Raw genomic sequence first — 21,573 nt, 5'->3', positions numbered from 1 at the left:
GAGTGTAGACGGGCATTGCGGGGGGAGGAGGGGCAGTACAGGATTTTATCTATGCAAAACAAAACCCCCGGCCTGGGCCGGGGGTTCTGGTATCACTCGTCGAGGAAGGAGCGCAGATGCTCGCTTCGCGTCGGGTGGCGCAACTTGCGCAGCGCCTTGGCTTCGATCTGACGGATCCGCTCGCGGGTCACGTCAAACTGCTTACCGACTTCCTCAAGGGTGTGGTCGGTATTCATGTCGATGCCGAAACGCATGCGCAGTACCTTGGCTTCACGGGCAGTGAGGCCGGACAGTACGTCGCGAGTCGCTTCTTTCAAGCTCTCAACAGTGGCGACATCGATTGGCGACTGCATGGTCGAGTCTTCGATGAAGTCACCCAAATGGGAGTCTTCGTCATCACCAATCGGGGTTTCCATGGAGATCGGCTCTTTAGCGATCTTCAATACCTTGCGGATTTTATCCTCAGGCATTTCCATGCGTTCGCCCAGCTCTTCCGGGGTCGGTTCGCGACCCATTTCCTGCAACATCTGCCGGGAAATACGGTTGAGCTTGTTGATGGTCTCGATCATGTGCACCGGAATACGGATGGTGCGGGCCTGGTCGGCGATCGAGCGAGTGATCGCCTGACGGATCCACCAGGTGGCATAAGTCGAGAACTTGTAGCCGCGACGGTATTCGAACTTGTCCACAGCCTTCATCAAGCCGATGTTGCCTTCCTGGATCAGATCGAGGAATTGCAGGCCACGGTTGGTGTACTTCTTGGCGATGGAGATCACCAGACGCAAGTTCGCTTCTACCATCTCTTTCTTCGCGCGGCGGGCCTTGGCCTCACCGATCGACATGCGACGGTTGATGTCCTTGATCTCGGCAATCGTCAGACCGGTTTCGGTCTCAAGTGCAGTCAGCTTCTGCTGGCAACGGATGATATCCGGCTGCAGGCGGCCAATGGCTTCGGCGTACTTCGCCTTGCCTTTGGCCAGGGCGTCGCTCCAGCTTTCGTCAACTTCGTTGCCCGGGAACTGGCGCAGGAAGTCGGTACGCGGCATGCGCGCATCACGGACACAGAGCTGCATGATCGCACGCTCTTGTGCACGCAGACGCTCAAGGGCGCTACGAACGCGTTCAACCAGGCCTTCGAATTGCTTCGGTACCAGCTTGATCGGCATGAACAGCTCAGCCAGCGCCAGCAGCTCGGCAATTGCCAGCTTGTTGGAGCGACCGTGCTTTTTCAGGGCCTTGCGGGTGATTTCCATTTGATCGGAAACCGCACCGAAACGCTGGGCAGCGATGATCGGGTCTGGACCGCTTTCGACTTCTTCTTCGTCGTCGGTGCTGGCTTCAGCCTCGTCGTCTTCGGAATCGTCATCCGCTTTCGCGGCTTTCGGATCGACAGGCGGCGGTACTTCGGCAGCAGGCGGCGCAATGCCGTCGTCCGGGTCGATATAACCGCTCAGGACGTCGGACAGGCGGCCACCTTCGGTGGTGACGCGAGTGTACTCGGAGAGAATGTGGTCAACCGTGCCAGGGAAGTGCGCGATTGCGCCCATCACTTCACGGATGCCCTCTTCGATACGCTTGGCGATTTCGATCTCGCCTTCGCGTGTCAGCAACTCGACGGTACCCATTTCACGCATATACATGCGCACAGGGTCAGTCGTGCGACCGATGTCGGTCTCCACCGCGGCCAACGCAGCAGCGGCTTCTTCAGCGGCTGCCTCGTCGGTATCGGCGTCGGCCAACATAAGGGCGTCCGCATCCGGAGCACTCTCGTGTACGGGGATCCCCATGTCATTAATCATGCGGATGATGTCTTCCACCTGCTCAGGATCTGAAATATCCTCAGGCAGGTGGTCGTTGACCTCTGCGTAAGTCAGATACTTCTGCTCACGACCAAGGGTGATCAACTCTTTGATACGAGACTGCTGTTGCGCTTTTCCGGACATAACACCCTATCCACTGAAGGTCTTGGCGGGCAAAAAACAAGCCGAGGATTATACCCGAGCTATGACCTCACACGCCAGCTGAGGTCGGGTTTGATGCGGAAACATTCTGTTTTAAGAGGTCACGCATCTGTTTTGCTATCTGAATTTGCTCTTCAGCCGATAATCCCGGCTGTCTTGCTCTCATGATGAGTTCATCGAGGGTCTGCGTATGCTGACCCGCGGATAACCTAGTAATGGTGTCTAAAAACTGTTGTTCAAGGTTATCGCCGTCAATTAGCCACTCCTTTTCCGCAAGTGCTTTCAACAAGCGTCCCTGTTCTGTGCCGTGCCAGCGCGCCATCAACTGAATTGAGTTTAGCTTAGGATTTTTCTGCACAGCTTCGATCAGTGCGATCAGGACTTGAGCGTAGGTATTGCTCGCATTGGCAAAATGGTCGGCACTTTCGACCTTGCCCGCCAATTGCGGGTGGTGAATGAGCGTGCGCAGGGCGATCAGCGTGGGCGCTTCTACGGCAACTGGCGTGCGCGGGGCGTAGGCCTCGTCGCGATCGCCGCGCTTACCGTTCTTGCTCCAGGGCTTTTTGTCCCACTTCTTGCCGCTGGCACCGGGTTTCTTCGGGGCCCATTCCTGCTGGGGCGCGTAGGCATCCTGCGGTTGGAAGTCGGAATAGTCCGGCATGGCGTCGTAATCCATGCCCGGATCGTAGGCGGGCGGCGCGTCCTGCGGTGCGCTGTGCACCAGCTGGCTGACGGCTTCGCCACTCAATCCGGTAATTTCCAGCAGGCGCTGGCGCATCAGGGTGCGCAGGTTGGCGCCTGGCACCTTGTCGATCAGCGGCGCTGCGAGGGTGGCCATATGGGCCTTGCCTTCGAGGGAGCGCGGATCGGCTTCTTCGGTCAGTTGCTGGAAGAAATAGTCCGCCAGCGGCTGCGCATGTTGGTTGATGCGTGCGCGGAATGCGTCGGTGCCTTCGGAGCGCACCAGGGTATCCGGGTCTTCGCCTTCAGGCAGGAACAGGAAGCGTGCGCGGCGCCCGTCTTGCAGGCTCGGCAGCGTGGCTTCGAGTGCTCGCCAGGCGGCGTTGCGGCCGGCCTGGTCGCCGTCGAAGCAGAACAGCACGCTGGGCACCACACGAAACAGGCGTTTCAAGTGCTCTTCGCTGGTGGCGGTACCGAGGGTGGCTACGGCGTTGCGCAAGCCTTGCTGGGCCAGGGCAATCACGTCCATATAGCCTTCAACCACGATGATTTCATCGAGGTTGCGATTGTTTTTGCGCGCTTCGAACAGGCCGTAGAGTTCCTGGCCTTTGTGGAATACCGGGGTTTCCGGCGAGTTCAGATACTTGGGCTTGTCGTCCCCCAATACCCGGCCACCAAAGGCGATGATGCGGCCGCGGCTGTCGCGGATCTGGAACATCACGCGGTCGCGAAAACGGTCGTAGCGCTTGCCGGTCTCGGCGTTTTCCACCAGGAGACCGGCGTCGATCATGGCTTTTTGCTGCAGGGTGTCACTGCTCAGGTGCTTGTACAGGTTATCCCAGCCGGGCGGCGCGAAGCCGAGGCCGAAGTCGCGAGCGATTTCGCCGGTAAGGCCGCGGCCCTTGAGGTAGTCGACGGCGGCCTTGCGCTGCGGATGGCTCTTGAGTGCCTGTCGGTAAAAGTCGGCGGCGGCGGTGAGCAGTGGGTACAGCGGCGAATCGGTGGGTTGCCGCGGTTTGTGCGGGCGACCGCTTTCTTCGCGGGGGACTTCCATGCCGGCGGCTTTCGCCAGGTCCTCGATTGCCTGGGGGAAATCCAGGTTGTCGTGGTCCATCAGGAAGCCGAGGGCGTTGCCGCCTGCGCCGCAGCCGAAGCAGTAGTAGAACTGCTTGTCGGGGCTGACACTGAACGACGGGGTTTTTTCTTTGTGGAACGGGCAGCAGGCGGTGTAGTTCTTGCCGGCTTTCTTCAGTTGCACGCGCGAGCTGACAACATCGACGATGTCGGTGCGGTTCAGAAGGTCGTCAATAAAGCTCTGGGGAATTAGCCCGGCCATGGCGTTCTCGTCATCACTGCGTGTAAATGAGGGCCCGTGAAGTGCTCAAGCGCTTGGGTCGAGTGGCTCGACCATCAATCGTCTGCTTGGGCTGTATGGAAGTGTATCTGCCGAGCATTCACTGACGTTAATTTCCAATCAGTCTTCGGCGAAGAAATGTTGCCCCGGGCTCCGGTTTTGGCCAATGGTGGCCTCGGTAGCTCATCGATGGGCACAGTCGACCGTTGATCGCCTGTTTACAGAATAAGTGTGCTCGTCAGTAGCCTTGTTAGGCTCGTCAGAAGAGACGTGCACCGCTGGCAAAAGAGCCAGTCCTGACGTGTGAAGCAGTTGTCTCAGTCGCGTGTGCGGCGTCGACGGTAAAGCATCAAGCGATATCTGCAAATGCCAATAGCCCGGCTGAGGGCCGGGCTTGGCAGAAGCGTGCTACGAACGTCTGTGTATTAGTACAGACGAACGGCGCGGCGCTGCTCGCGCTGAACTTTCTTGGCGTGACGCTTAACAGCGGCTGCTGCTTTACGCTTACGCTCAGAAGTTGGCTTCTCGTAAAATTCGCGGCTACGAACTTCGGCCAGTACACCGGCTTTTTCGCAGGAGCGCTTGAAACGACGCAGAGCTACGTCGAAGGGTTCGTTCTCTTTAACTTTGACGGCTGGCATCCAGAGCTACCTTCTTTCATTACCGGGATCAACGTTCTCGTCGCAAAAAATTCGCGGCTGAGGTCGTCGGTTTTTAAGGGTTGCGGATGTTAACCCCTCATTGACCGGAATGCAAAGCCTCTGATCGAAAACCGCTAGTCGGGAGGGGGAGTGGCGACTATTATGCGCGCCTTCGAATTTAGCCTCTACAAGGCGCAAACCCATGCTAGTACTGGGACTTGAAACCTCCTGCGACGAAACCGGTGTCGCACTTTACGACAGTGAACGCGGGCTTTTGGCCGATGCACTGTTCAGTCAGATCGACCTGCATCGTGCCTATGGCGGCGTGGTGCCGGAGCTGGCCAGCCGTGATCACGTCAAGCGTATGTTGCCGTTGATTCGTCAGGTGTTGGACGAGGCCGGTTGCGTGCCGACCGAGATCGACGCGATTGCCTATACCGCAGGCCCTGGATTGGTCGGAGCCCTTCTGGTTGGGGCCTCTTGCGCCCAGGCGCTGGCGTTTGCCTGGGGCATTCCGGCCCTCGGTGTGCACCACATGGAAGGCCATTTACTGGCGCCAATGCTGGAAGAAAACCCGCCGCAGTTCCCGTTCGTCGCTTTGTTGGTTTCAGGGGGGCATACGCAGCTGGTTCAGGTCGACGCAATCGGTCAATACACGCTGTTGGGCGAGTCGCTGGATGACGCCGCCGGCGAAGCGTTCGACAAGACCGCGAAGATGATGGGCCTCAATTACCCCGGCGGACCGGAGATCGCCCGCCTCGCCGAAAAAGGCGTTGCTGGTCGTTATACCTTCCCGCGTCCGATGTGCGATCGCCCTGGTTTGATGTTCAGTTTCAGCGGCTTGAAAACCTCTGCGCTCAATACCTGGCAGCACAGTGTCAGCGCCGGGGACGACAGTCAGCAAGCCCGTTGCGACATCGCGCTGGCGTTCCAGCAGGCCGTGGTGGAGACTTTGACCATCAAGTGCAAGCGTGCCCTGAAACAGGCAGGCATGAAGCGACTGGTGATCGCTGGCGGCGTCAGCGCCAACAAGGCGCTGCGCAGTTCACTGGAAAAAATGCTCGGCGATATGAAGGGCGATGTGTTCTACGCCCGCCCTGAGTTCTGTACCGACAATGGCGCGATGATCGCCTATGCCGGTTGCCAGCGCTTGCAGGCGGGGCAGCACGAAAGTCTGGCGATCAGCGTGCAGGCGCGCTGGCCGATGGAGCAACTGCCGCCTTTGTAGGCTGTTGTAGGGCTGCAACGTGAGAAGTACTCATCGACGGTATTTAAAAATGCCGTTCGCGCCCGGCAAACAGGTCGCGTAGATTGCCCCGGTGACGCCAGACGATCAGCAGTGTCAGCACGCTCATCGGCAACAGCGCCGCGGGTTCCTGCCAGGCCAGCAAGGGCAGGGTGAGCGGCGTGGCGATCAGAGCCGCCAGTGAGCTGGTGCGGGTCAGGTAGAACGTCAGCAGCCAGGCGAGTACGGCCAGCAATGCTGCCGGTGGGTAGATCCCCAGCAGCATGCCGGCTGCCGTAGCGACACCTTTGCCGCCGCGAAAGCGGAAGTACAGTGGAAACAGATGGCCGAGGACGGCGCACACGCCCACCCAGGCCTGCTGTTGCAGGGTCAGGCCGACGAGGCTGGCGATCAGCACGGGCAGCAAACCCTTGCACAGATCGCCCAGCAGCGTCAGGACGGCGAGCTTCTTGCCGACCAGGCGCAACATATTGGTGGCGCCGGCATTGCCTGAGCCACTCATTCGCGGGTCGGGGTTTCCCGTCAGGCGGCTGAGCAAAATGGCGAAGGACAGCGAGCCGAGCAGGTAGGCGAGAATCGCCAGTGACCAAAACATGCTAACTATTCCGGGCGAGGACGCCCTGATTCTAACGGGGCATCGCGCCCTTGTCGTGCTGCGGAGAAGAGCTTGGACAGAGTGTTTATCGAAGGCCTGGAAGTCGACACCGTGATCGGGGCCTACGACTGGGAGCGCGGAATCCGCCAATGCCTGCGCCTGGACCTGAGCTTCGCATGGGATAACCGCCCGGCGGCTGCGGGTGACGACCTGAGCCTGGCGCTGGATTACGCCAGCGTGTCCGCGCGTATCCAGGCCTTTGCCGAGCAGTCCCAGTACCAACTGGTGGAAACCTTTGCCGAGCGCCTGGCTCAAGTGCTGATGAGTGAATTCCAGATTCCCTGGCTGCACCTCAAGTTGACCAAGCCCGGCGCCGTACCGGCCGCAACGGGCGTGGGCGTGGAGATCGAGCGCGGATGTCGCTAACGCAGATTTACCTTGGCCTCGGCAGCAATATCGAGCGCGAGCCCCATTTGTGCGCCGGACTCGATGCGCTGGCGAGCTTTCTGACCGACGTGCGCTGCTCGGCGGTGTTCGAAAGCCAACCAGTGGGCATCAAGAGTGGGCCGTTTTTCAATTTAGTAGTGTCGGCCTATACCGACCTGCCGTTGAGGGAGCTGGATCGTCGTCTCAAGCTCATCGAAGCCGACAATGGTCGTTATGCGCCAGGTCGCAAGGGCTTGCCGTTGGATATCGACGTGCTGCTGTACGGCGAAATGGTGGGTGATTTCGACGGTTTGATCCTGCCCCGCGCAGAGATCCTGAAAAACGCCTTCGTGTTGTGGCCGCTATCGATGATGGCGCCGGACCGGGTGCACCCTGAGGTGGGCAAAACCATGGCTGAGCTGTGGCGCGATGCGCACATCGACCAAGTGCTGGCGCCTGTTGCATTTCAGTGGCAGGGCCAGCAATTGACATCGAGCGCGCTCCTAATTCGATAGGGCGCGTTCTGCCTTGTAGGCTTGCAGCGCCTTGAGCCGTTCGCGCTTCAAGGCCTCGCCCAGCTCAGGGCCTTTGAAACCTCTCTCCAGCAGTGGCGCTACGGCCACTTCACGCGCTGTCGTTGCTGCGCCGCGCAAATAATCTGCCTGTGGATAACTGCGTTGCTCAAGGCCCTTGCGGCCCCGAGCATCCATTTCACAGCTCACCACAAACTCTTCATAGCGCTGCGGTCGGCGATAGACGTCAAAACTTTGCAGCAACTCCAGCAGTGTCGAAGCTTTCAGCTCCAGCGCTCGATGGCCGTGGGTGTGATATTGACCCACCAACAGCGCCAGTTCCTGGCAATCTCTTGGCACTTTGAAGCGCTCGTTGACCGCCTTGATCAGCTTCAAACCCCGATGCTCGTGGGCGATGTGCTGCGGCAACTTATCCACAGGCGTCAGGCCTTTGCCCAGGTCATGCAGCAGGCAGGCCCAGCGCACGGTGAGTGGCTGCTTGTGCAGTGCGGACTGCTCCAGCACGCTCAACGTGTGCACGCCGGTGTCGATTTCGGGGTGATGGGCTTCGGGCTGCGGTACTCCAAAAAGGGCATCCACTTCCGGCATCAGGGTTTTCAGTGCGTCACAGTCGCGCAGTATCTGAATAAACACCTGCGGCTGATCTTCCATCAGCGCCCGGGAGATTTCTTTCCAGCTGCGCTCCGGCGTCAGGGCTTCCAACTCTCCTGACTCGCTGAGTTGACGCATCAGTTCCAGGGTCTGCGGTGCCACCGTAAAACCCAGGTGTGCATATCGCGCAGCAAGACGTGCAACGCGCAGAACTCGCAGGGGATCTTCGGCAAACGCGGGTGAAACGTGGCGAAGAATGCGCGCTTCAAGATCGCGCTGGCCGTGATAAGGGTCGGTCAGGTTGCCGTCATCGTCTTCTGCCATTGCATTGATGGTCAGGTCGCGACGGATCAGGTCTTCTTCCAGCGTAACCTCGGGGCTGGCGTGAAACACAAAGCCACCGTAACCCCGGCCGCTCTTGCGCTCGGTACGGGCCAGGGCGTATTCGTCGCCGTTTTTGGGGTCGAGAAAGACCGGGAAGTCGGAGCCCACCGGCTTGAAGCCCTTGGCCAGCATCTCTTCGGTGGTGGCGCCGACGACCACACGGTCGATATCGGTAACCTTGATGCCCAGTAAGCGGTCACGCACGGCGCCGCCGACTTTGTAGATTTTCATGAAAAAGCCTCCATTAGCGGCACAGGATACCGCCTGTGCCGGACCAATGGAGGCTTTGCCGTTTCAGAGATGCACGACGGCCAGGTCCAGGCGGCCGTAGTCGTTGTCGTTGTGATCGCTGCGCGGTGGCACATGGTGAGTCTTCATCACCTGATCGCCCTGCAGGGTTTCCAGATGGATGTCGAAGCCCCACAGCCGGTGCAGATGCTTGAGTACTTCCTCGGTGGATTCGCCCAGCGGCTTGCGGTCATGTTGCTGGTGACGCAAGGTCAGCGAGCGGTCGCCACGCACATCGATGCTGTAGATCTGCACGTTGGGCTCGCGGTTGCCCAGGTTGTACTGCGCGGCCAAGGTTTCACGGATGATGCGGTAGCCAGGCTCATCGTGGATGGCCGGGACGACCAAGTCATCCTTGAGGTCGTCATCAAGGATGCTGAACAGCTTGAGGTCCCGGATCACTTGGGGTGACAGGTACTGCAGGATGAAGCTCTCGTCCTTGAAGCTGCTCATGGCGAACTTGATGGTAGACAGCCAGTCAGTGCCGGCGATTTCCGGGAACCAGCGGCGGTCTTCTTCGGTGGGGTGTTCGCACATGCGTCGGATGTCGCGGTACATGGCAAAGCCCAAGGCATAAGGATTGATGCCGCTGTAATAGGGGCTGTCGAAGCCAGGTTGGAACACCACGCTGGTATGAGACGTGAGGAACTCCATCATGAAGCCATCGGTGACCAGGCCTTCGTCGTACAGGTCGTTCATCAGCGTGTAGTGCCAGAACGTCGCCCAGCCTTCGTTCATCACCTGGGTTTGGCGTTGTGGATAAAAGTACTGGGCGATCTTGCGCACGATGCGCACGATTTCCCGTTGCCATGGCTCCAGCAGCGGCGCGTGTTTTTCCAGGAAATACAGGATGTTTTCCTGAGGTTCGGCGGGGAAGCGTGCGTTGTCCTTGTCGCTGTTCTTCCCGGCTTTTTTAGGAATGGTGCGCCACAGGTCGTTGATCTGCTTTTGCAGATGCTCCTCGCGCTCCTTCTGGCGCAGGCGTTCTTCCTCGGCGGAAATCGGGTAGGGGCGTTTGTAGCGGTCGACCCCGTAGTTCATCAGGGCATGACAGGAGTCGAGCAAGTCTTCTACCGCATCGATGCCGTGGCGCTCCTCGCACTGCATGATGTACTGCTTGGCGAACACCAGGTAGTCGATGATCGAGCTGGCATCGGTCCAGGTGCGGAACAGGTAGTTGCCCTTGAAAAAGCTGTTATGCCCATAGCAGGCGTGAGCCACTACCAAAGCCTGCATGCAGATGGTGTTTTCTTCCATCAGGTAGGCAATGCACGGGTCGGAGTTGATCACGATCTCGTAGGCCAGGCCCATCTGGCCTCGGGTGTAGGATTTCTCGGTGCTGAGGAAATGTTTGCCGTAGGACCAATGGTGATAACCCAGCGGCATGCCGACGGACGCGTAGGCATCCATCATCTGCTCGGCGGTAATCACTTCGATCTGGTTGGGGTATGTGTCCAGGGCATAACCCGCCGCGATCCGGCTGATTTCCCGGTCATAGGCCTGGATCAGTTCAAAGGTCCACTCGGAGCCGGTGGAAATGGGTTGGCGCTTAGTCTCTTTTTTGGCGGTCATGTCACTAACCTGCGCTGGAAGAGTTCACGGAAGACCGGGTAGATATCGCCGGCCGAGACCAGTTGCTGCTGGGCGAACGTGTCGGCAAAGGCTTCGCCGATGCGCTCGTATTCGAACCACAGGGCCTGGTGCTCACGGGGGGTGATTTCGACGTAGGTGTAATACTGCACGAACGGCATGATCTGGTTGATCAGGATGTCGCGGCAAATGGGGGAATCATCGTTCCAGTTGTCGCCGTCCGAGGCTTGGGCGGCGTAGATGTTCCACTCGTTGGCCGGATAGCGCTCGGCCATGATCTCCTGCATCAGCTTCAGGGCACTGGACACGATGGTGCCGCCGGTTTCCCGCGAGTAGAAGAACTCTTCTTCGTCGACTTCCCGGGCGCTGGTGTGATGGCGGATGAACACGACGTCGATCTTGTCGTAATTGCGCTTGAGGAACAGGTACAGCAGGATAAAGAACCGCTTGGCGATGTCCTTGGTGGCCTGGGTCATGGAGCCGGAGACGTCCATGAGACAAAACATCACCGCCTTGGAACTGGGGTTGGGTTGTTTGACCAGCAGGTTGTATTTCAAGTCGAAGGTGTCGAGGAAGGGCACGCGGTGAATACGCGCGCTGAGTTTCTCGATTTCCCCCTCGATTTCCTGGATATCGCCGAAGTTGTCCGGTTCTTCGCGCTTCAAACGCGCCAATTCTTCCTTGGCTTCCTTCAGTTTGGCGCGGCTGCTCCCCGACAGGGCGATGCGCCGCGCATGGGCCGAGCGCAGGGTACGGATGATATTGATCCGTGACGGGTTGCCCTCGTTGCTGATACCCGCTCGCACGGTCTTGAAGGTGTCGGTACCCGTCAGGTTGCGTTTGACCAGGTTGGGCAGTTCCAGGTCCTCGAACATGAATTCGAGGAATTCTTCCTGGGTGATCTGGAACACGAACTCATCCATGCCTTCGCCGGAGTTGCCGGCCTTGCCCGGACCTTTGCCGCCCGCACCGCCTTGGGGCCGCTGGATATGTTCGCCGGTGGTGAATTCCTTGTTGCCTGGGTGCACGACGGTCTGTTTGCCGCCGCGACCGTGGTGCAGCACCGGTTCGTCGATGTCCCGTCCGGGGATGCTGATTTGCTCGCCATGTTCCATATCGGTAATGGAACGGCGGCTGACGGCCTCTTCAACGGCCTTTTTGATGTGGTCACGGTAACGTCGCAGGAAACGCTGGCGGTTTACCGTGCTCTTGTTCTTGCCATTGAGGCGTCGGTCGATCACATAGCTCATGGGGAGCCCTCCGGGCAGCTTCACGTTACAAGCTTCAAGCCGCGAGCTGGAAGCTTAGAGACAAGCGGTCAGCTGCCAGGCCAACTGCCTGGCAGTGAACGCTTGCCGCTGCCTTACTGTGATTTACGAACCCGCAGGTACCACTCGGAGAGCAGCCGTACCTGTTTGTCGGTGTAGCCACGCTCGACCATTCGTGTGACGAAGTCGTTGTGTTTTTGCTGATCCTCCTTGCTGGCCTTGGCGTTGAAGCTGATGACCGGCAGCAGGTCTTCGGTGTTGGAGAACATTTTCTTCTCGATGACCACCCGCAGCTTCTCGTAGCTGAGCCAGGTTGGGTTCTTGCCGTTGTTGTTGGCGCGGGCGCGCAGGACGAAGTTGACGATTTCGTTGCGGAAATCCTTCGGATTGCTGATGCCGGCCGGTTTCTCGATTTTCTCCAGTTCCTCGTTGAGGGCGACGCGGTTGAGAATCTCGCCGGTTTCCGGGTCGCGGTATTCCTGGTCCTGGATCCAGAAGTCGGCGTACAGCACGTAGCGGTCGAAGATGTTCTGGCCGTACTCGCTGTAGGACTCCAGGTACGCAGTCTGGATTTCCTTGCCGATAAACTCGATGTAGCGCGGTGCCAGGTATTCCTTGAGGAAGCGCAGGTAGCGTTCGCGGGTTTCCGCCTGGAACTGTTCCTGTTCGATCTGCTGTTCCAGTACATAGAGCAGGTGCACCGGGTTGGCGGCGATCTCGTGCGGGTCGAAGTTGAAGACTTTGGACAGGATCTTGAACGCAAAGCGTGTCGACAGGCCGTTCATGCCCTCATCCACGCCCGCCGTGTCGCGGTATTCCTGGATCGACTTGGCTTTAGGATCGGTGTCCTTGAGGTTCTCACCGTCGTACACGCGCATCTTCGAGTAAATGTTCGAGTTCTCCGGCTCCTTGAGGCGCGACAGCACGGTGAACTGGGCGAGCATCTTCAGGGTGTCGGGTGCGCAATGGGCCTTGGCCAGGGAGCTGTTGAACAGCAGTTTGTCGTAGATCTTGATCTCATCGCTGACCCGCAGGCAGTACGGCACCTTGACGATATAAATCCGGTCGATGAAGGCTTCGTTGTTCTTGTTGTTGCGAAAGGTGTGCCATTCCGATTCGTTGGAGTGGGCCAGCAGAATCCCGGTGAACGGAATCGCGCCCAGGCCTTCGGTGCTGTTGTAGTTACCTTCCTGGGTCGCGGTCAGCAGTGGGTGCAGCACCTTGATCGGTGCCTTGAACATTTCCACGAACTCCATCAGGCCCTGGTTGGCCCGGCACAGTGCGCCAGAGTAGCTATAAGCGTCGGCGTCGTTCTGCGGGAATTCTTCGAGTTTGCGGATATCGACCTTGCCCACCAGCGCGGAAATATCCTGGTTGTTTTCGTCACCCGGCTCGGTCTTGGCCACGCCGATCTGGTTGAGGATCGACGGGTAGAGTTTCACCACACGGAACTGGCTGATGTCGCCGCCAAATTCAGCCAGGCGCTTGGTGGCCCAAGGCGACATGATGGTGTTGAGGTAGCGTCGTGGGATGCCGAAGTCTTCTTCGAGGATCGCGCCATCTTCCGTGGCGTTGAACAGGCCCAGTGGCGACTCGAAGACCGGCGAGCCCTTGATCGCGTAAAAGGGCACTTTCTCGATCAGCTGTTTGAGCTTTTCGGCCAGGGACGACTTGCCACCGCCGACGGGACCGAGCAGGTAAAGGATCTGTTTCTTCTCTTCCAGGCCTTGGGCGGCATGGCGGAAATAGGAGACGATCTGGTCAATGCATTCTTCCATTCCGTGGAAGTCTTCAAAGGCCGGGTAGCGGCGGATCACCTTGTTGGAAAATATTCGCGACAGTCGCGAATTGTTCGAGGTGTCCACCAGCTCCGGCTCGCCAATTGCCAGCAGCAGGCGTTCGGCGGCAGACGCGTAGGTGCTGCGGTCCTTTTTGCACAGCTCTAGATACTCTTGAAGCGTGAGTTCTTCTTGCTGTGTGGACTCGAAGCGTTGTTGGAAGTGGCTAAAAATACTCATGACGTCGTCACCTCGCTCGATACGTGGAGCCGACGCCGGATCAATCAGTCGATGCTGGCAGCCATTGGCAATCGCCAACGGCTGTTTTCCCCCCAGAACACCCTAAACCCTACCGATGACCCGCACGCCGGTGTACCGGCTCTCCCCTGATTCGGATGGCCTGCGCTTAAGGATAGTTCGGAATCCGGGAGGTCAAGGCGCGATACGCAATTAGTTTGCCTGCGCCGTTCGTCAGAAACGGCGCGAGCCCAAGCGTCACGCGGGGTAGCGGGGTTTGAAAAAAATTATTGCGAATCGCCCGAGGAAATTTCCTTAGGATAGGTCGTACGCCACAGCTCAAAACCACCGTCCAGGCTGTAGACGTCGGAGAAACCCTGGCTGATCAGGTAGGCGGCGGCGCTCTGGCTGGAGTTGCCGTGGTAGCAGGCCACGATCAGCGGCGCGTCGAGGTCGGCCGCACGGATGAAGTCGGCGATGTTGACGTTGTCCAGGTGCTGGGCGCCGGTGATGTGGGCGGCGGCGTAGGTCGGCTGGTCACGAATGTCGACGACTACCGCACCTTGCTCGCGCAAGGCCTGGGCTTGTTCGGGAGGGATACGTTTGAATTCGCTCATGGCGGGCTCCTATGGCTTTATGGCGGCCGGCTGTGTAGTGGGAGGGGAGGATTGGCATTGGCAGCTGTGGCGCTCGCCCGTGTCGATGTTCATCAGGGTCATGGCGCCACCCCACACGCAACCGGTGTCGAGGGCGAACACGCCGGGTTCATTGCACTTGCCTTCCAGGGCGGCCCAGTGCCCGAAGATGATCTTGGTGTCACGGGTCTTGCGTTCCTTGTGGGCGAACCAGGGCTTGTAGCCGGGCAGGGCGGTGTCGGCGCCTTCCTTGCTCTTGAGGTCCAGCTTGCCCTCGGCGGTGCAGAAACGCATGCGCGTGAAGTAGTTGGTGATCACCCGCAGGCGGGCGACGCCGGTCAGGTCGTTGTCCCATTTCACCGGTTCGTTGCCGTACATGCCGTCGAGGTAGGCGGTGTACAGGCTGTCGTCGGCCAGGGCGCTTTCAACTTCAGCGGCGCACTTGAGGGCCTTCTTCAGTGTCCACTGCGGCGGGATACCCGCATGCACCAGGGCCATGTTGCGGCCTTCGTCGTAATGCATGATCTTTTGCCGGCGCAGCCAGTCGAGTAACTCGGCCCGGTCGGGAGCTTCGAGGATTTCCCGTAGCGTGTCGCCCTTTTTCAGGCGCTCGATATTGTTGCCGGCCGCCAGTAGATGCAGGTCGTGGTTGCCGAGTACGCATACCAGGGAATCACGCAGGCTATATAAGTAGCGCAGGGTATCCAGTGACTCGGGGCCGCGATTGACCAGGTCACCGACCAACCAAAGCCGATCGTTGGCCGGATCGAAGGCCACGCGCTCAAGCAGGCACTTGAGCGGTTCCAGGCAGCCCTGCAGGTCACCGACCGCGTAGGTCGCCATCAGTGCAGGGCTCCCGGTACGGCAAGGCGAAACGGCTTGATGATGGCGTCGAACAGTTGGCCGTCAGTGGCTTTCATCTGATACGAGCCTTGCATGGTGCCGACCTTGGAGGTCATCACCGTGCCGCTGCTGTAGGTGTGGCTGGCGCCAATGTCGATCAACGGCTGCTGGCCAACCACGCCTGCGCCGCGTACTTCTTCGACCTGGCCGTCACCGTCGGTGATCAGCCAGTGGCGTGACAGCAACTTGGCCGGCACGAGCCCGTTGTTCTTCACCGTGATGGTGTAGGCAAAGGCAAAGCGGTTGTGTTCAGGTTGCGATTGGTCCGCCAGGAAGCGGGTGACGACGCTGACGTCGATCTGGTAGCGAGGATCGGACATGCAAGAGGCCTTAAAAGCAAAAGCGGAGGACAGCAGATGCGGATCAGTCTAGGCCAAGAGGTGGGCACTAGGCCAGACATGTGTCTGGCCATGCCTGGGTGCTTCAGTCGGCGGCTGGCGCAGGCTGGATGGCAAGCTGGTCGGCCAGGCGCACAAACGCGGCGAGGTCCAGTTGCTCGGGGCGCAGGCTGCCGTCGACGCCGGCGGCTTCGATTTCGGCGTTGCTCAGCAGGGCTTTGAGCGTGTTGCGCAGGGTTTTGCGGCGCTGGTTGAACGCCTCGCGCACCACGCGCTCCAGCAACTTGTGATCCTTGGCCGGGTGCGGCAGTACGGCGTGTGGCACCAGGCGGACGATGGCCGAGTCGACCTTAGGTGGCGGATTGAATGCACCTGGACCTACGTTAAACAGGTGTTCAACACGGCAGTGGTACTGAACCATGATCGACAGACGGCCCCAGTCACCACCGCCAGGGCCAGCGGCCAGGCGCTCCACCACTTCTTTCTGCAGCATGAAGTGCATGTCGCGGATGATCCCGGCGTTGTTCAGCAGGTGGAAAATCAGTGGCGTAGAGATGTTGTACGGCAGGTTACCGACCACGCGCAGGCTGTTGGGCGCGGCGTTGAGGGAGTTGAAGTCGAACTTCAGTGCATCGCCCTGGTGCAGGTTGAAGTTGGATTTGCCGGCGAACTGCTGGTTGAGGATCGGGATCAGATCCTTGTCCAGTTCAACCACGTCCAATTGGCCACCGCTGGCCAGCAGGCCTTGGGTCAATGCGCCCTGGCCTGGGCCGATTTCCAGCAGGCGGTCTTCGGGCTTGGCATGGATGGAGCGCAGGATGCGGTCGATCACGCCGGCGTCGTGCAGGAAGTTTTGCCCGAAACGCTTGCGCGCCCGGTGTTGGTAATGCTCAGTCATATACGGGTCTCGGCCATCTGATAGGCGGTTTCCAGGGCTACGTGCAGGCTGCCGGTATCGATTTTGCCACTGCCCGCCAGGTCCAGGGCAGTGCCATGGTCGACGGACGTGCGGATGATCGGCAGGCCCAGTGTCACGTTGACGGCGGCGCCGAAGCCTTTGTATTTCAGCACCGGCAGCCCCTGGTCATGGTACATCGCCAGCACTGCGTCGCAGTGCTCCAGATATTTGGGGGTAAACAGAGTGTCCGCTGGCAGTGGGCCACGCAGGTCCATGCCTTCTTGGCGCAGACGCTCCAGGGTTGGTTCGATGATGTCGATTTCTTCATGGCCCAGATGACCGCCTTCACCGGCATGGGGGTTGAGCCCGCAGACCAGGATGCGCGGTTGGGCGATGCCGAATTTTTGCTGCAGATCGGCGTGCAGGATGCGCGTGACGCGCTCCACGCGTTCAGCGGTGATGGCGTCGGCAATCTCACGCAGCGGCAGGTGTGTGGTCACCAGTGCGACCCGCAGGCCGTGCGTTGCCAGCATCATCACGACTTGTTCGGTGTGGGTCAGTTCAGCGAGGAATTCGGTGTGGCCGGAAAAGGCGATGCCGGATTCGTTGATCACACCCTTGTGTACCGGGCCGGTAATCATGCCTGCGAAGTCGCCGTCGATGCAGCCTTGCCCGGCTCGGGTCAGGGTTTGCAGCACAAATGCCGCATTGGCTTTGTCCAGTTGCCCGGCAATCACCTCGGCTGCAAGTGGGGTATCCCACACATACAGGCTACCGGCTGGCGCCGGCAGGTCGGGCCAGTTGCCCGGTGCCACGTCCAGCAAGTTGACGGCCACACCCAGTTGCGCGGCCCGCTCAATGAGCAGGTCGCGGCTGGTGATGGCAATCAGGGGGTGTGGCTGGGGCTGCGAGGCGAGCAGCAGGCACAGGTCTGGACCTATACCGGCCGGCTCGCCGGGTGTTACCGCGAAACGCTGGGGTTTCACTGTACTGCCTGGTCGGTGCCTGTTTGCTCGGCGCCTGGCAGCTTGTTTTCCACGTAGGCTTCGTCACGGATCTGACGCAACCACGTTTGCAGCTCTTCGTCGTATTTGCGGTTACGCAGTACGTTCAGTGCTTGTTGCTCGCGGGCCTGGCTGGTGTTGTCGGTGGCGCGACGGCCAAGGACTTCCAGTACATGCCAGCCATATTGGGTCTTGAACGGCTTGGACAGCACGCCCTGTGGCGTATCGGCCATCACCTGCTGGAACTCCGGCACCAGGGCTTTCGGGTCGATCCAGTTCAGGTCGCCGCCGTTGAGGGCCGAACCAGGGTCTTCCGAAAAACTCTTAGCCAGGGTGGCGAAGTCTTCACCGCCTTCGATGCGGTCATAGATCTTCTGGGCCAGTTCCTTGGTTTGTGCTTCGGTGCGGATCTCGCTTGGTTTGACCAGGATATGACGAACATGCACTTCGTCTTTCAGCGAGGTCTCGCCACCGCGACGTTCCAGCAACTTCAGGATGATGAAACCGCCTGGGGTACGCGCTGGCTGGGTGATACCACCCACTTCCATGGCGCTCAGCTCGCGGTCAAACGGAGGTGGCAACTGAGCAGCTTTACGCCAGCCCATGTCGCCGCCTTCAAGAGCGTTGTCGCTGCCGGACTGGGCAATTGCCATCTGGGCAAAATCTGCACCCGCCTTCAGGCGCTCATAAATGGCCTGGGTCTTGGCGGCGGCGGCATTGAGCTGCTCGGAGTTGGCACTGTCCGGGGTCGGGATCAGGATATTGGCCAGGTGCAGTTCTTCGGAAAGCTGCATCTTGCCCAGGTCCGACGCCAGGAAGTTCTTCACTTCCTGTTCGGACACCTGAACCCGCTCGGCCACCCGGCGCTGACGCACACGGCTGATGATCATCTCGCGGCGGATCTGGTCACGGGCGTCTTCATAGGAGAGACCGTCGTGAGCCAGGGCGGCGCGGAACTGATCGATGCTCATGTTGTTGCGTTGCGCAATGGTGCCAACGGCCTGGTTCAGCTCTTCGTCCGAAATGCGGATGCCGGAGCGATCGCCGATCTGCAGTTGCAGGTTTTCAACGATCAGACGTTCCAATACCTGTTGGTCCAAGACGCTGGTAGGCGGCACACCACCGCCACGCTTGGCGATGGTTTGCTGAACTTCCTTGACGCGTTGGTCCAGTTGGCTCTGCATGATCACGTCGTTATCGACGATGGCCACAACCTTGTCCAGCTGTTGAACCGCAGCGTGTGCCGATGCGGTCCCCAGGAACAGTGCGCCCAGCACTAGCGGGCGCAGACAATCAGAAAGCTTGGTCTTCACGTTCACGATAACCTTCAATGCCTTTGTCGAGGAAGCTCTCTACCTTGGCGCCGGTCAGGCCGCCGAGTCCTTTGAGGACGATTTGCAGGAAGAGCCCGTGGTCACCCTTTTCGTTCAGCGGGGCGATCTGGCTGTATTCGTCGTTGGAAACCCAGTAACGGTTGATGACGCGCAGTTTCCAGCAGCAGTTGTCGTACTCGAAACCACCGAAGGCTTCCAGGGTACGGTTGCGTGCGTAGTCATACTGCCAGCGGGTGATCAGGTTCCACTGAGGAATGATCGGCCACATCATCGAGAAATCGTGTTGTTGGATTTTGTAGTAATCCTTCACGTAGTTCGCCGAGCCTGGTGTGCCGTAGTCGCCACCGAACTGCCATTTACCGGTCAGCTGGTTGTAGACGACCTGGTCGTTACGATAGCGATAACCGACGTTGATGATCTTGTTCGGGTTGTCTTCCGGCTGGTAATGAAGCATCGCGCTGCCGGAGCGAGGGCTGTGCTCCTCGGTGTCCCAGTTGTAGTCGGCAGTGGCGCGCCAGTCACGGTTGAAGCGGAACTCGTAGTCCAGGGCAACCGGCGATACGTCAGACTGTGCATCGGCACGGTCGGCAGCCAGGACACCTGGCAGTTGCACTTCACGGTCCTTGAAATACAGCGCCTGGCCCACGGCCACACGTTGACGCTCGAAGCCGTTTTCTTCGATCCAGCGGCTGGTCACGCCAAGGGACAGCTTGTTTTCGTCGCCGATACGGTCGGAGCCGCTGAAGCGGTTGTCGCGGAACAGCGACGCGTAGCTGAAGGAGGTTTCGCTGGTGTCGAACACCGGAATATCGCTTTGGTCCTTGTTCGGTACGTACAGGTAGAACGCACGCGGCTCAAGGGTCTGGCGATAGTCTTTGCCGAACCAGTTGGTATTGCGGTCGAAATACAGACCGCTGTCTACGCTGGCTACAGGAATTGCACGGTCCTGGGAGCTTTTGAACGTGCCACCGTTATATTGGGTGCCAGCTGTCGCCGCTGCAGCTTGTGCAGCGATGATGTCGTTCTTGCCTTTGTTGTCCAGGTCAAGATCGTACTTGGTGTAGACGTACTTGAGCTTCGGCGTCACAAAGCCGTAGGTCCAGTTCATCGGGTAGGAGACGGCTGGCGCCACGTTCAGGCGAGTACCGTTTGCACGGGTCAGGCCGTTGACGTAAGTGTCCAGGCGGCGCTCGGAATCACCATTTTCGTTGATGAAGTTGCCGCTTTCCAGGCTGCGTTCAAACCGAACTGCTTCGGTCTCGTAGCTGAAGTTCAAACCACCTGGGTGGTAGGGCAACTGACCATTGAAGGTGATCTGAGGCAGTCGGTCGTAAGGCGTGATCTGGGAGATCGTGGCCAGCTGATAAGCCTGGACATTCAAGCGCGCCTTGAAGGAGTCGCCGCGATAACTCACGGAACCCTGCTGGTTGACGAAGGATTGGCTCTCGACACCTTCCTGGTAGGACTTGAGGTCCTGGAAGTAATAGGGGTCGCTGATCTTTGTGTAGTCGACCTGGGTCAGTACACGCGAATCCAGCCCACCTTTATGCTGCCAATTGAGCATATAGCGGGTTTTTTCGTAATCGGTCTGCAGCTTGCGTTCGTCGTTGTCGTCGTTGAGGTACGCGCCGCCGAACTGGCCTTCGCTGGACTTGGTGAGGTAGCGGAATTCGCCTTCCATCATCATGCCGCGCTTGGTCATGTATTGCGGGTACAACGTGGCGTCGTAGTTCGGCGCCAGGTTGAAGTAGTACGGCGTGACCAGGGTGAAGCCGGTTTCGCTGCCGGTGCTGAAGCTCGGCGGCAGGAAGCCGGACTGACGACGGTCGTCGATCGGGAAATAGATATACGGGGTATACAGAATCGGGATGTTCTTGATCCGCAACGTCGCGTTGGTGGCGGTACCGAAACCGGTGGCCGGGTTCAACGTGATGTTGTTGCCCCTGAGTTGCCAGGCGTTGCTGTCCGGCTCGCAGGTGGTGTACGTACCGTCCTTGAGACGGATGATCGCGTTTTCGGCACGCTTGGCGTACAGCGCGTTACCGCGGATACGTGACTTGTGCATTACGTATTCGGCGTTGTCGATCTGCGCCGCACCCGTGTCCAGCTGAACCTGGGCGTGGTCGCCGACGATCAGTGCACCGTTGTCGCGCAGTCGTACGTTGCCGTTCAGCTCGCCGCGGCTTTCCGCCTGGTACAGGCTGGCTTCTTCGGCTTCAAGCTGCATGCTGCCCTGGCGCATGACAACGTCACCGGCCAGGGTTGCGACTTGTTGTTCCTGCTCGTAACGAGAGGCCTTGGCACCGATGAAGGTGGGCGCATCGCTCTTGTTCGTCTTGTCGTTCATGCCAGGACGATTCGGCTCGATGTACGCACCGCCGCAATAAGGACCGGTTTCGGCCAACTGGGCTGCGGTCAACTTTTCGCGAGGTACCCAGTCCAAGTGGCTGTAATCGGCGCTGCGCGAGCGCAGGCCACGGCCCTTGGATTCGGTGACCAGTGCAGTCTTGGGTTCGGCCGCGGCACTGCCACCAGCATCGGCCTGCGCCGTGCTGTTGGCCGAGCTGACGGCAGCGCCGTCATGCACCGGGCGCGGTGGCAACGGGGCAGCGGCGGTTTTCGGCGCGCAATCCCAGGCACCCGAAGCAGAGACTGAGCAGTCATACTGTTCCGCGGCGACCACGAATGAGGTGGCGAAGGGTTGCATGGCCAGCAGACTGCCGGTTACCAGCAACGGAAATTTTCTACGAAACGCGGGGGATTTCAATGCCATCTTATTAGTCCGGGCTTCCTGCGTGCCATCTGCCCGCGGTTTGGGCCGCACGCCTCTCGATGGTCTGAAAAAGATGCGTGATAATAAAGCATGCCCCGCTTGACGGCTAGCGCCG

The 21,573-nt window shown here is 59.4% G+C and carries 18 protein-coding genes; 3 read left to right on the top strand and 15 right to left on the bottom strand.

Going from position 1 to position 21,573, the window contains the following annotated elements:
* Positions 1–92 precede the first annotated feature (92 nt).
* From rpoD to rpsU, 3 genes are all read right to left on the bottom strand, one after another.
* Positions 93–1,943 carry an RNA polymerase sigma factor RpoD gene (gene rpoD / locus DNK50_RS00615; RefSeq protein ID WP_099585681.1) on the bottom strand — a complete coding sequence of 617 codons (1,851 nt, stop codon included), beginning with the start codon at positions 1,941–1,943 and terminating at the stop codon, positions 93–95.
* Positions 1,944–2,010: 67 nt separating this feature from the next.
* Positions 2,011–3,978 carry a DNA primase gene (gene dnaG / locus DNK50_RS00610; RefSeq protein ID WP_112192577.1) on the bottom strand — a complete coding sequence of 656 codons (1,968 nt, stop codon included), beginning with the start codon at positions 3,976–3,978 and terminating at the stop codon, positions 2,011–2,013.
* A 443-nt stretch (positions 3,979–4,421) separates the two neighbouring features.
* Positions 4,422–4,637, bottom strand: a complete 216-nt coding sequence (gene rpsU, locus DNK50_RS00605) for a 30S ribosomal protein S21 (protein WP_002551877.1) — start codon at positions 4,635–4,637, stop codon at positions 4,422–4,424.
* Positions 4,638–4,839: 202 nt separating this feature from the next.
* On the opposite strand from rpsU, the gene tsaD reads away from it, so the two are divergent.
* Positions 4,840–5,865 (top strand): tRNA (adenosine(37)-N6)-threonylcarbamoyltransferase complex transferase subunit TsaD, encoded by a 1,026-nt coding sequence (gene tsaD / locus DNK50_RS00600; RefSeq protein ID WP_099585679.1) that lies wholly within the window; start codon positions 4,840–4,842, stop codon positions 5,863–5,865.
* 43 nt (positions 5,866–5,908) lie between these two features.
* Here tsaD and plsY read toward each other — a convergent pair whose 3' ends face one another.
* Positions 5,909–6,478, bottom strand: coding sequence for a glycerol-3-phosphate 1-O-acyltransferase PlsY (gene plsY, locus DNK50_RS00595; RefSeq protein ID WP_112192576.1), 570 nt, complete (start codon positions 6,476–6,478; stop codon positions 5,909–5,911).
* A 72-nt stretch (positions 6,479–6,550) separates the two neighbouring features.
* On the opposite strand from plsY, the gene folB reads away from it, so the two are divergent.
* Positions 6,551–6,904 carry a dihydroneopterin aldolase gene (folB, locus tag DNK50_RS00590; protein WP_112192575.1) on the top strand — a complete coding sequence of 118 codons (354 nt, stop codon included), beginning with the start codon at positions 6,551–6,553 and terminating at the stop codon, positions 6,902–6,904.
* Complete coding sequence (gene folK / locus DNK50_RS00585) at positions 6,895–7,419, top strand: 2-amino-4-hydroxy-6-hydroxymethyldihydropteridine diphosphokinase (RefSeq protein ID WP_112192574.1); 525 nt, start codon at positions 6,895–6,897, stop codon at positions 7,417–7,419. The genes folB and folK overlap by 10 nt, the downstream gene beginning before the upstream one ends.
* Here the strand turns inward: folK and DNK50_RS00580 are convergent.
* From DNK50_RS00580 to DNK50_RS00530, 11 genes are all read right to left on the bottom strand, one after another.
* Positions 7,408–8,643 carry a multifunctional CCA addition/repair protein gene (locus tag DNK50_RS00580; RefSeq protein ID WP_112192573.1) on the bottom strand — a complete coding sequence of 412 codons (1,236 nt, stop codon included), beginning with the start codon at positions 8,641–8,643 and terminating at the stop codon, positions 7,408–7,410. The two genes, folK and DNK50_RS00580, sit on opposite strands and share 12 nt — an antisense overlap.
* A 63-nt stretch (positions 8,644–8,706) precedes the next feature.
* A complete protein-coding gene (locus tag DNK50_RS00575) occupies positions 8,707–10,272 on the bottom strand; it encodes a SpoVR family protein (RefSeq protein ID WP_099585674.1) in 1,566 nt (521 codons plus the stop codon).
* Positions 10,269–11,540 (bottom strand): YeaH/YhbH family protein, encoded by a 1,272-nt coding sequence (locus tag DNK50_RS00570; RefSeq protein ID WP_112192572.1) that lies wholly within the window; start codon positions 11,538–11,540, stop codon positions 10,269–10,271. The genes DNK50_RS00575 and DNK50_RS00570 overlap by 4 nt, the downstream gene beginning before the upstream one ends.
* A 113-nt stretch (positions 11,541–11,653) precedes the next feature.
* Positions 11,654–13,576 carry a PrkA family serine protein kinase gene (locus tag DNK50_RS00565; RefSeq protein ID WP_017739508.1) on the bottom strand — a complete coding sequence of 641 codons (1,923 nt, stop codon included), beginning with the start codon at positions 13,574–13,576 and terminating at the stop codon, positions 11,654–11,656.
* Positions 13,577–13,860: 284 nt separating this feature from the next.
* Entirely contained in the window at positions 13,861–14,190 is a 330-nt protein-coding gene (gene glpE, locus DNK50_RS00560) for a thiosulfate sulfurtransferase GlpE (RefSeq protein WP_099585672.1), read from the bottom strand.
* A gap of 9 nt (positions 14,191–14,199) precedes the next feature.
* Positions 14,200–15,051: a symmetrical bis(5'-nucleosyl)-tetraphosphatase gene (locus DNK50_RS00555; protein ID WP_112192571.1), complete on the bottom strand. Its 852-nt coding sequence runs from the start codon at positions 15,049–15,051 to the stop codon at positions 14,200–14,202.
* Positions 15,051–15,431, bottom strand: a complete 381-nt coding sequence (gene apaG / locus DNK50_RS00550; protein WP_112192570.1) for a Co2+/Mg2+ efflux protein ApaG — start codon at positions 15,429–15,431, stop codon at positions 15,051–15,053. The genes DNK50_RS00555 and apaG overlap by 1 nt, the downstream gene beginning before the upstream one ends.
* Before the next feature lie 103 nt (positions 15,432–15,534).
* Entirely contained in the window at positions 15,535–16,347 is an 813-nt protein-coding gene (rsmA, locus tag DNK50_RS00545; protein ID WP_099585669.1) for a 16S rRNA (adenine(1518)-N(6)/adenine(1519)-N(6))-dimethyltransferase RsmA, read from the bottom strand.
* On the bottom strand, positions 16,344–17,333 hold the full coding sequence (pdxA, locus tag DNK50_RS00540) for a 4-hydroxythreonine-4-phosphate dehydrogenase PdxA (RefSeq protein ID WP_112192569.1): 990 nt from the start codon (positions 17,331–17,333) through the stop codon (positions 16,344–16,346). Before pdxA ends, rsmA begins: the two co-directional genes overlap by 4 nt.
* A complete protein-coding gene (locus DNK50_RS00535; protein ID WP_099585667.1) occupies positions 17,330–18,670 on the bottom strand; it encodes a peptidylprolyl isomerase in 1,341 nt (446 codons plus the stop codon). The genes pdxA and DNK50_RS00535 overlap by 4 nt, the downstream gene beginning before the upstream one ends.
* Complete coding sequence (locus tag DNK50_RS00530) at positions 18,645–21,458, bottom strand: LPS-assembly protein LptD (protein ID WP_112192568.1); 2,814 nt, start codon at positions 21,456–21,458, stop codon at positions 18,645–18,647. Before DNK50_RS00530 ends, DNK50_RS00535 begins: the two co-directional genes overlap by 26 nt.
* Positions 21,459–21,573: the final 115 nt, after the last annotated feature.

This window comes from Pseudomonas sp. LG1E9 (assembly GCF_003290225.1).
Taxonomy (GTDB): Bacteria; Pseudomonadota; Gammaproteobacteria; order Pseudomonadales; family Pseudomonadaceae; genus Aquipseudomonas; species Aquipseudomonas cyclaminis.
Note: the sequence above shows the minus strand (reverse complement) of the source record. Positions and strands in the feature narration are given on the sequence as shown.

Coding starts and splice junctions, on each gene's coding strand:
- rpoD (WP_099585681.1), bottom strand. CDS start 1,943: ATGTCCGGAAAAGCGCAACAGCAGTCTCGTATCAAAGAGTTGATCACC.
- dnaG (WP_112192577.1), bottom strand. CDS start 3,978: ATGGCCGGGCTAATTCCCCAGAGCTTTATTGACGACCTTCTGAACCGC.
- rpsU (WP_002551877.1), bottom strand. CDS start 4,637: ATGCCAGCCGTCAAAGTTAAAGAGAACGAACCCTTCGACGTAGCTCTG.
- tsaD (WP_099585679.1), top strand. CDS start 4,840: ATGCTAGTACTGGGACTTGAAACCTCCTGCGACGAAACCGGTGTCGCA.
- plsY (WP_112192576.1), bottom strand. CDS start 6,478: ATGTTTTGGTCACTGGCGATTCTCGCCTACCTGCTCGGCTCGCTGTCC.
- folK (WP_112192574.1), top strand. CDS start 6,895: ATGTCGCTAACGCAGATTTACCTTGGCCTCGGCAGCAATATCGAGCGC.
- DNK50_RS00580 (WP_112192573.1), bottom strand. CDS start 8,643: ATGAAAATCTACAAAGTCGGCGGCGCCGTGCGTGACCGCTTACTGGGC.
- DNK50_RS00575 (WP_099585674.1), bottom strand. CDS start 10,272: ATGACCGCCAAAAAAGAGACTAAGCGCCAACCCATTTCCACCGGCTCC.
- DNK50_RS00570 (WP_112192572.1), bottom strand. CDS start 11,540: ATGAGCTATGTGATCGACCGACGCCTCAATGGCAAGAACAAGAGCACG.
- DNK50_RS00565 (WP_017739508.1), bottom strand. CDS start 13,576: ATGAGTATTTTTAGCCACTTCCAACAACGCTTCGAGTCCACACAGCAA.
- glpE (WP_099585672.1), bottom strand. CDS start 14,190: ATGAGCGAATTCAAACGTATCCCTCCCGAACAAGCCCAGGCCTTGCGC.
- DNK50_RS00555 (WP_112192571.1), bottom strand. CDS start 15,051: ATGGCGACCTACGCGGTCGGTGACCTGCAGGGCTGCCTGGAACCGCTC.
- apaG (WP_112192570.1), bottom strand. CDS start 15,431: ATGTCCGATCCTCGCTACCAGATCGACGTCAGCGTCGTCACCCGCTTC.
- rsmA (WP_099585669.1), bottom strand. CDS start 16,347: ATGACTGAGCATTACCAACACCGGGCGCGCAAGCGTTTCGGGCAAAAC.
- DNK50_RS00530 (WP_112192568.1), bottom strand. CDS start 21,458: ATGGCATTGAAATCCCCCGCGTTTCGTAGAAAATTTCCGTTGCTGGTA.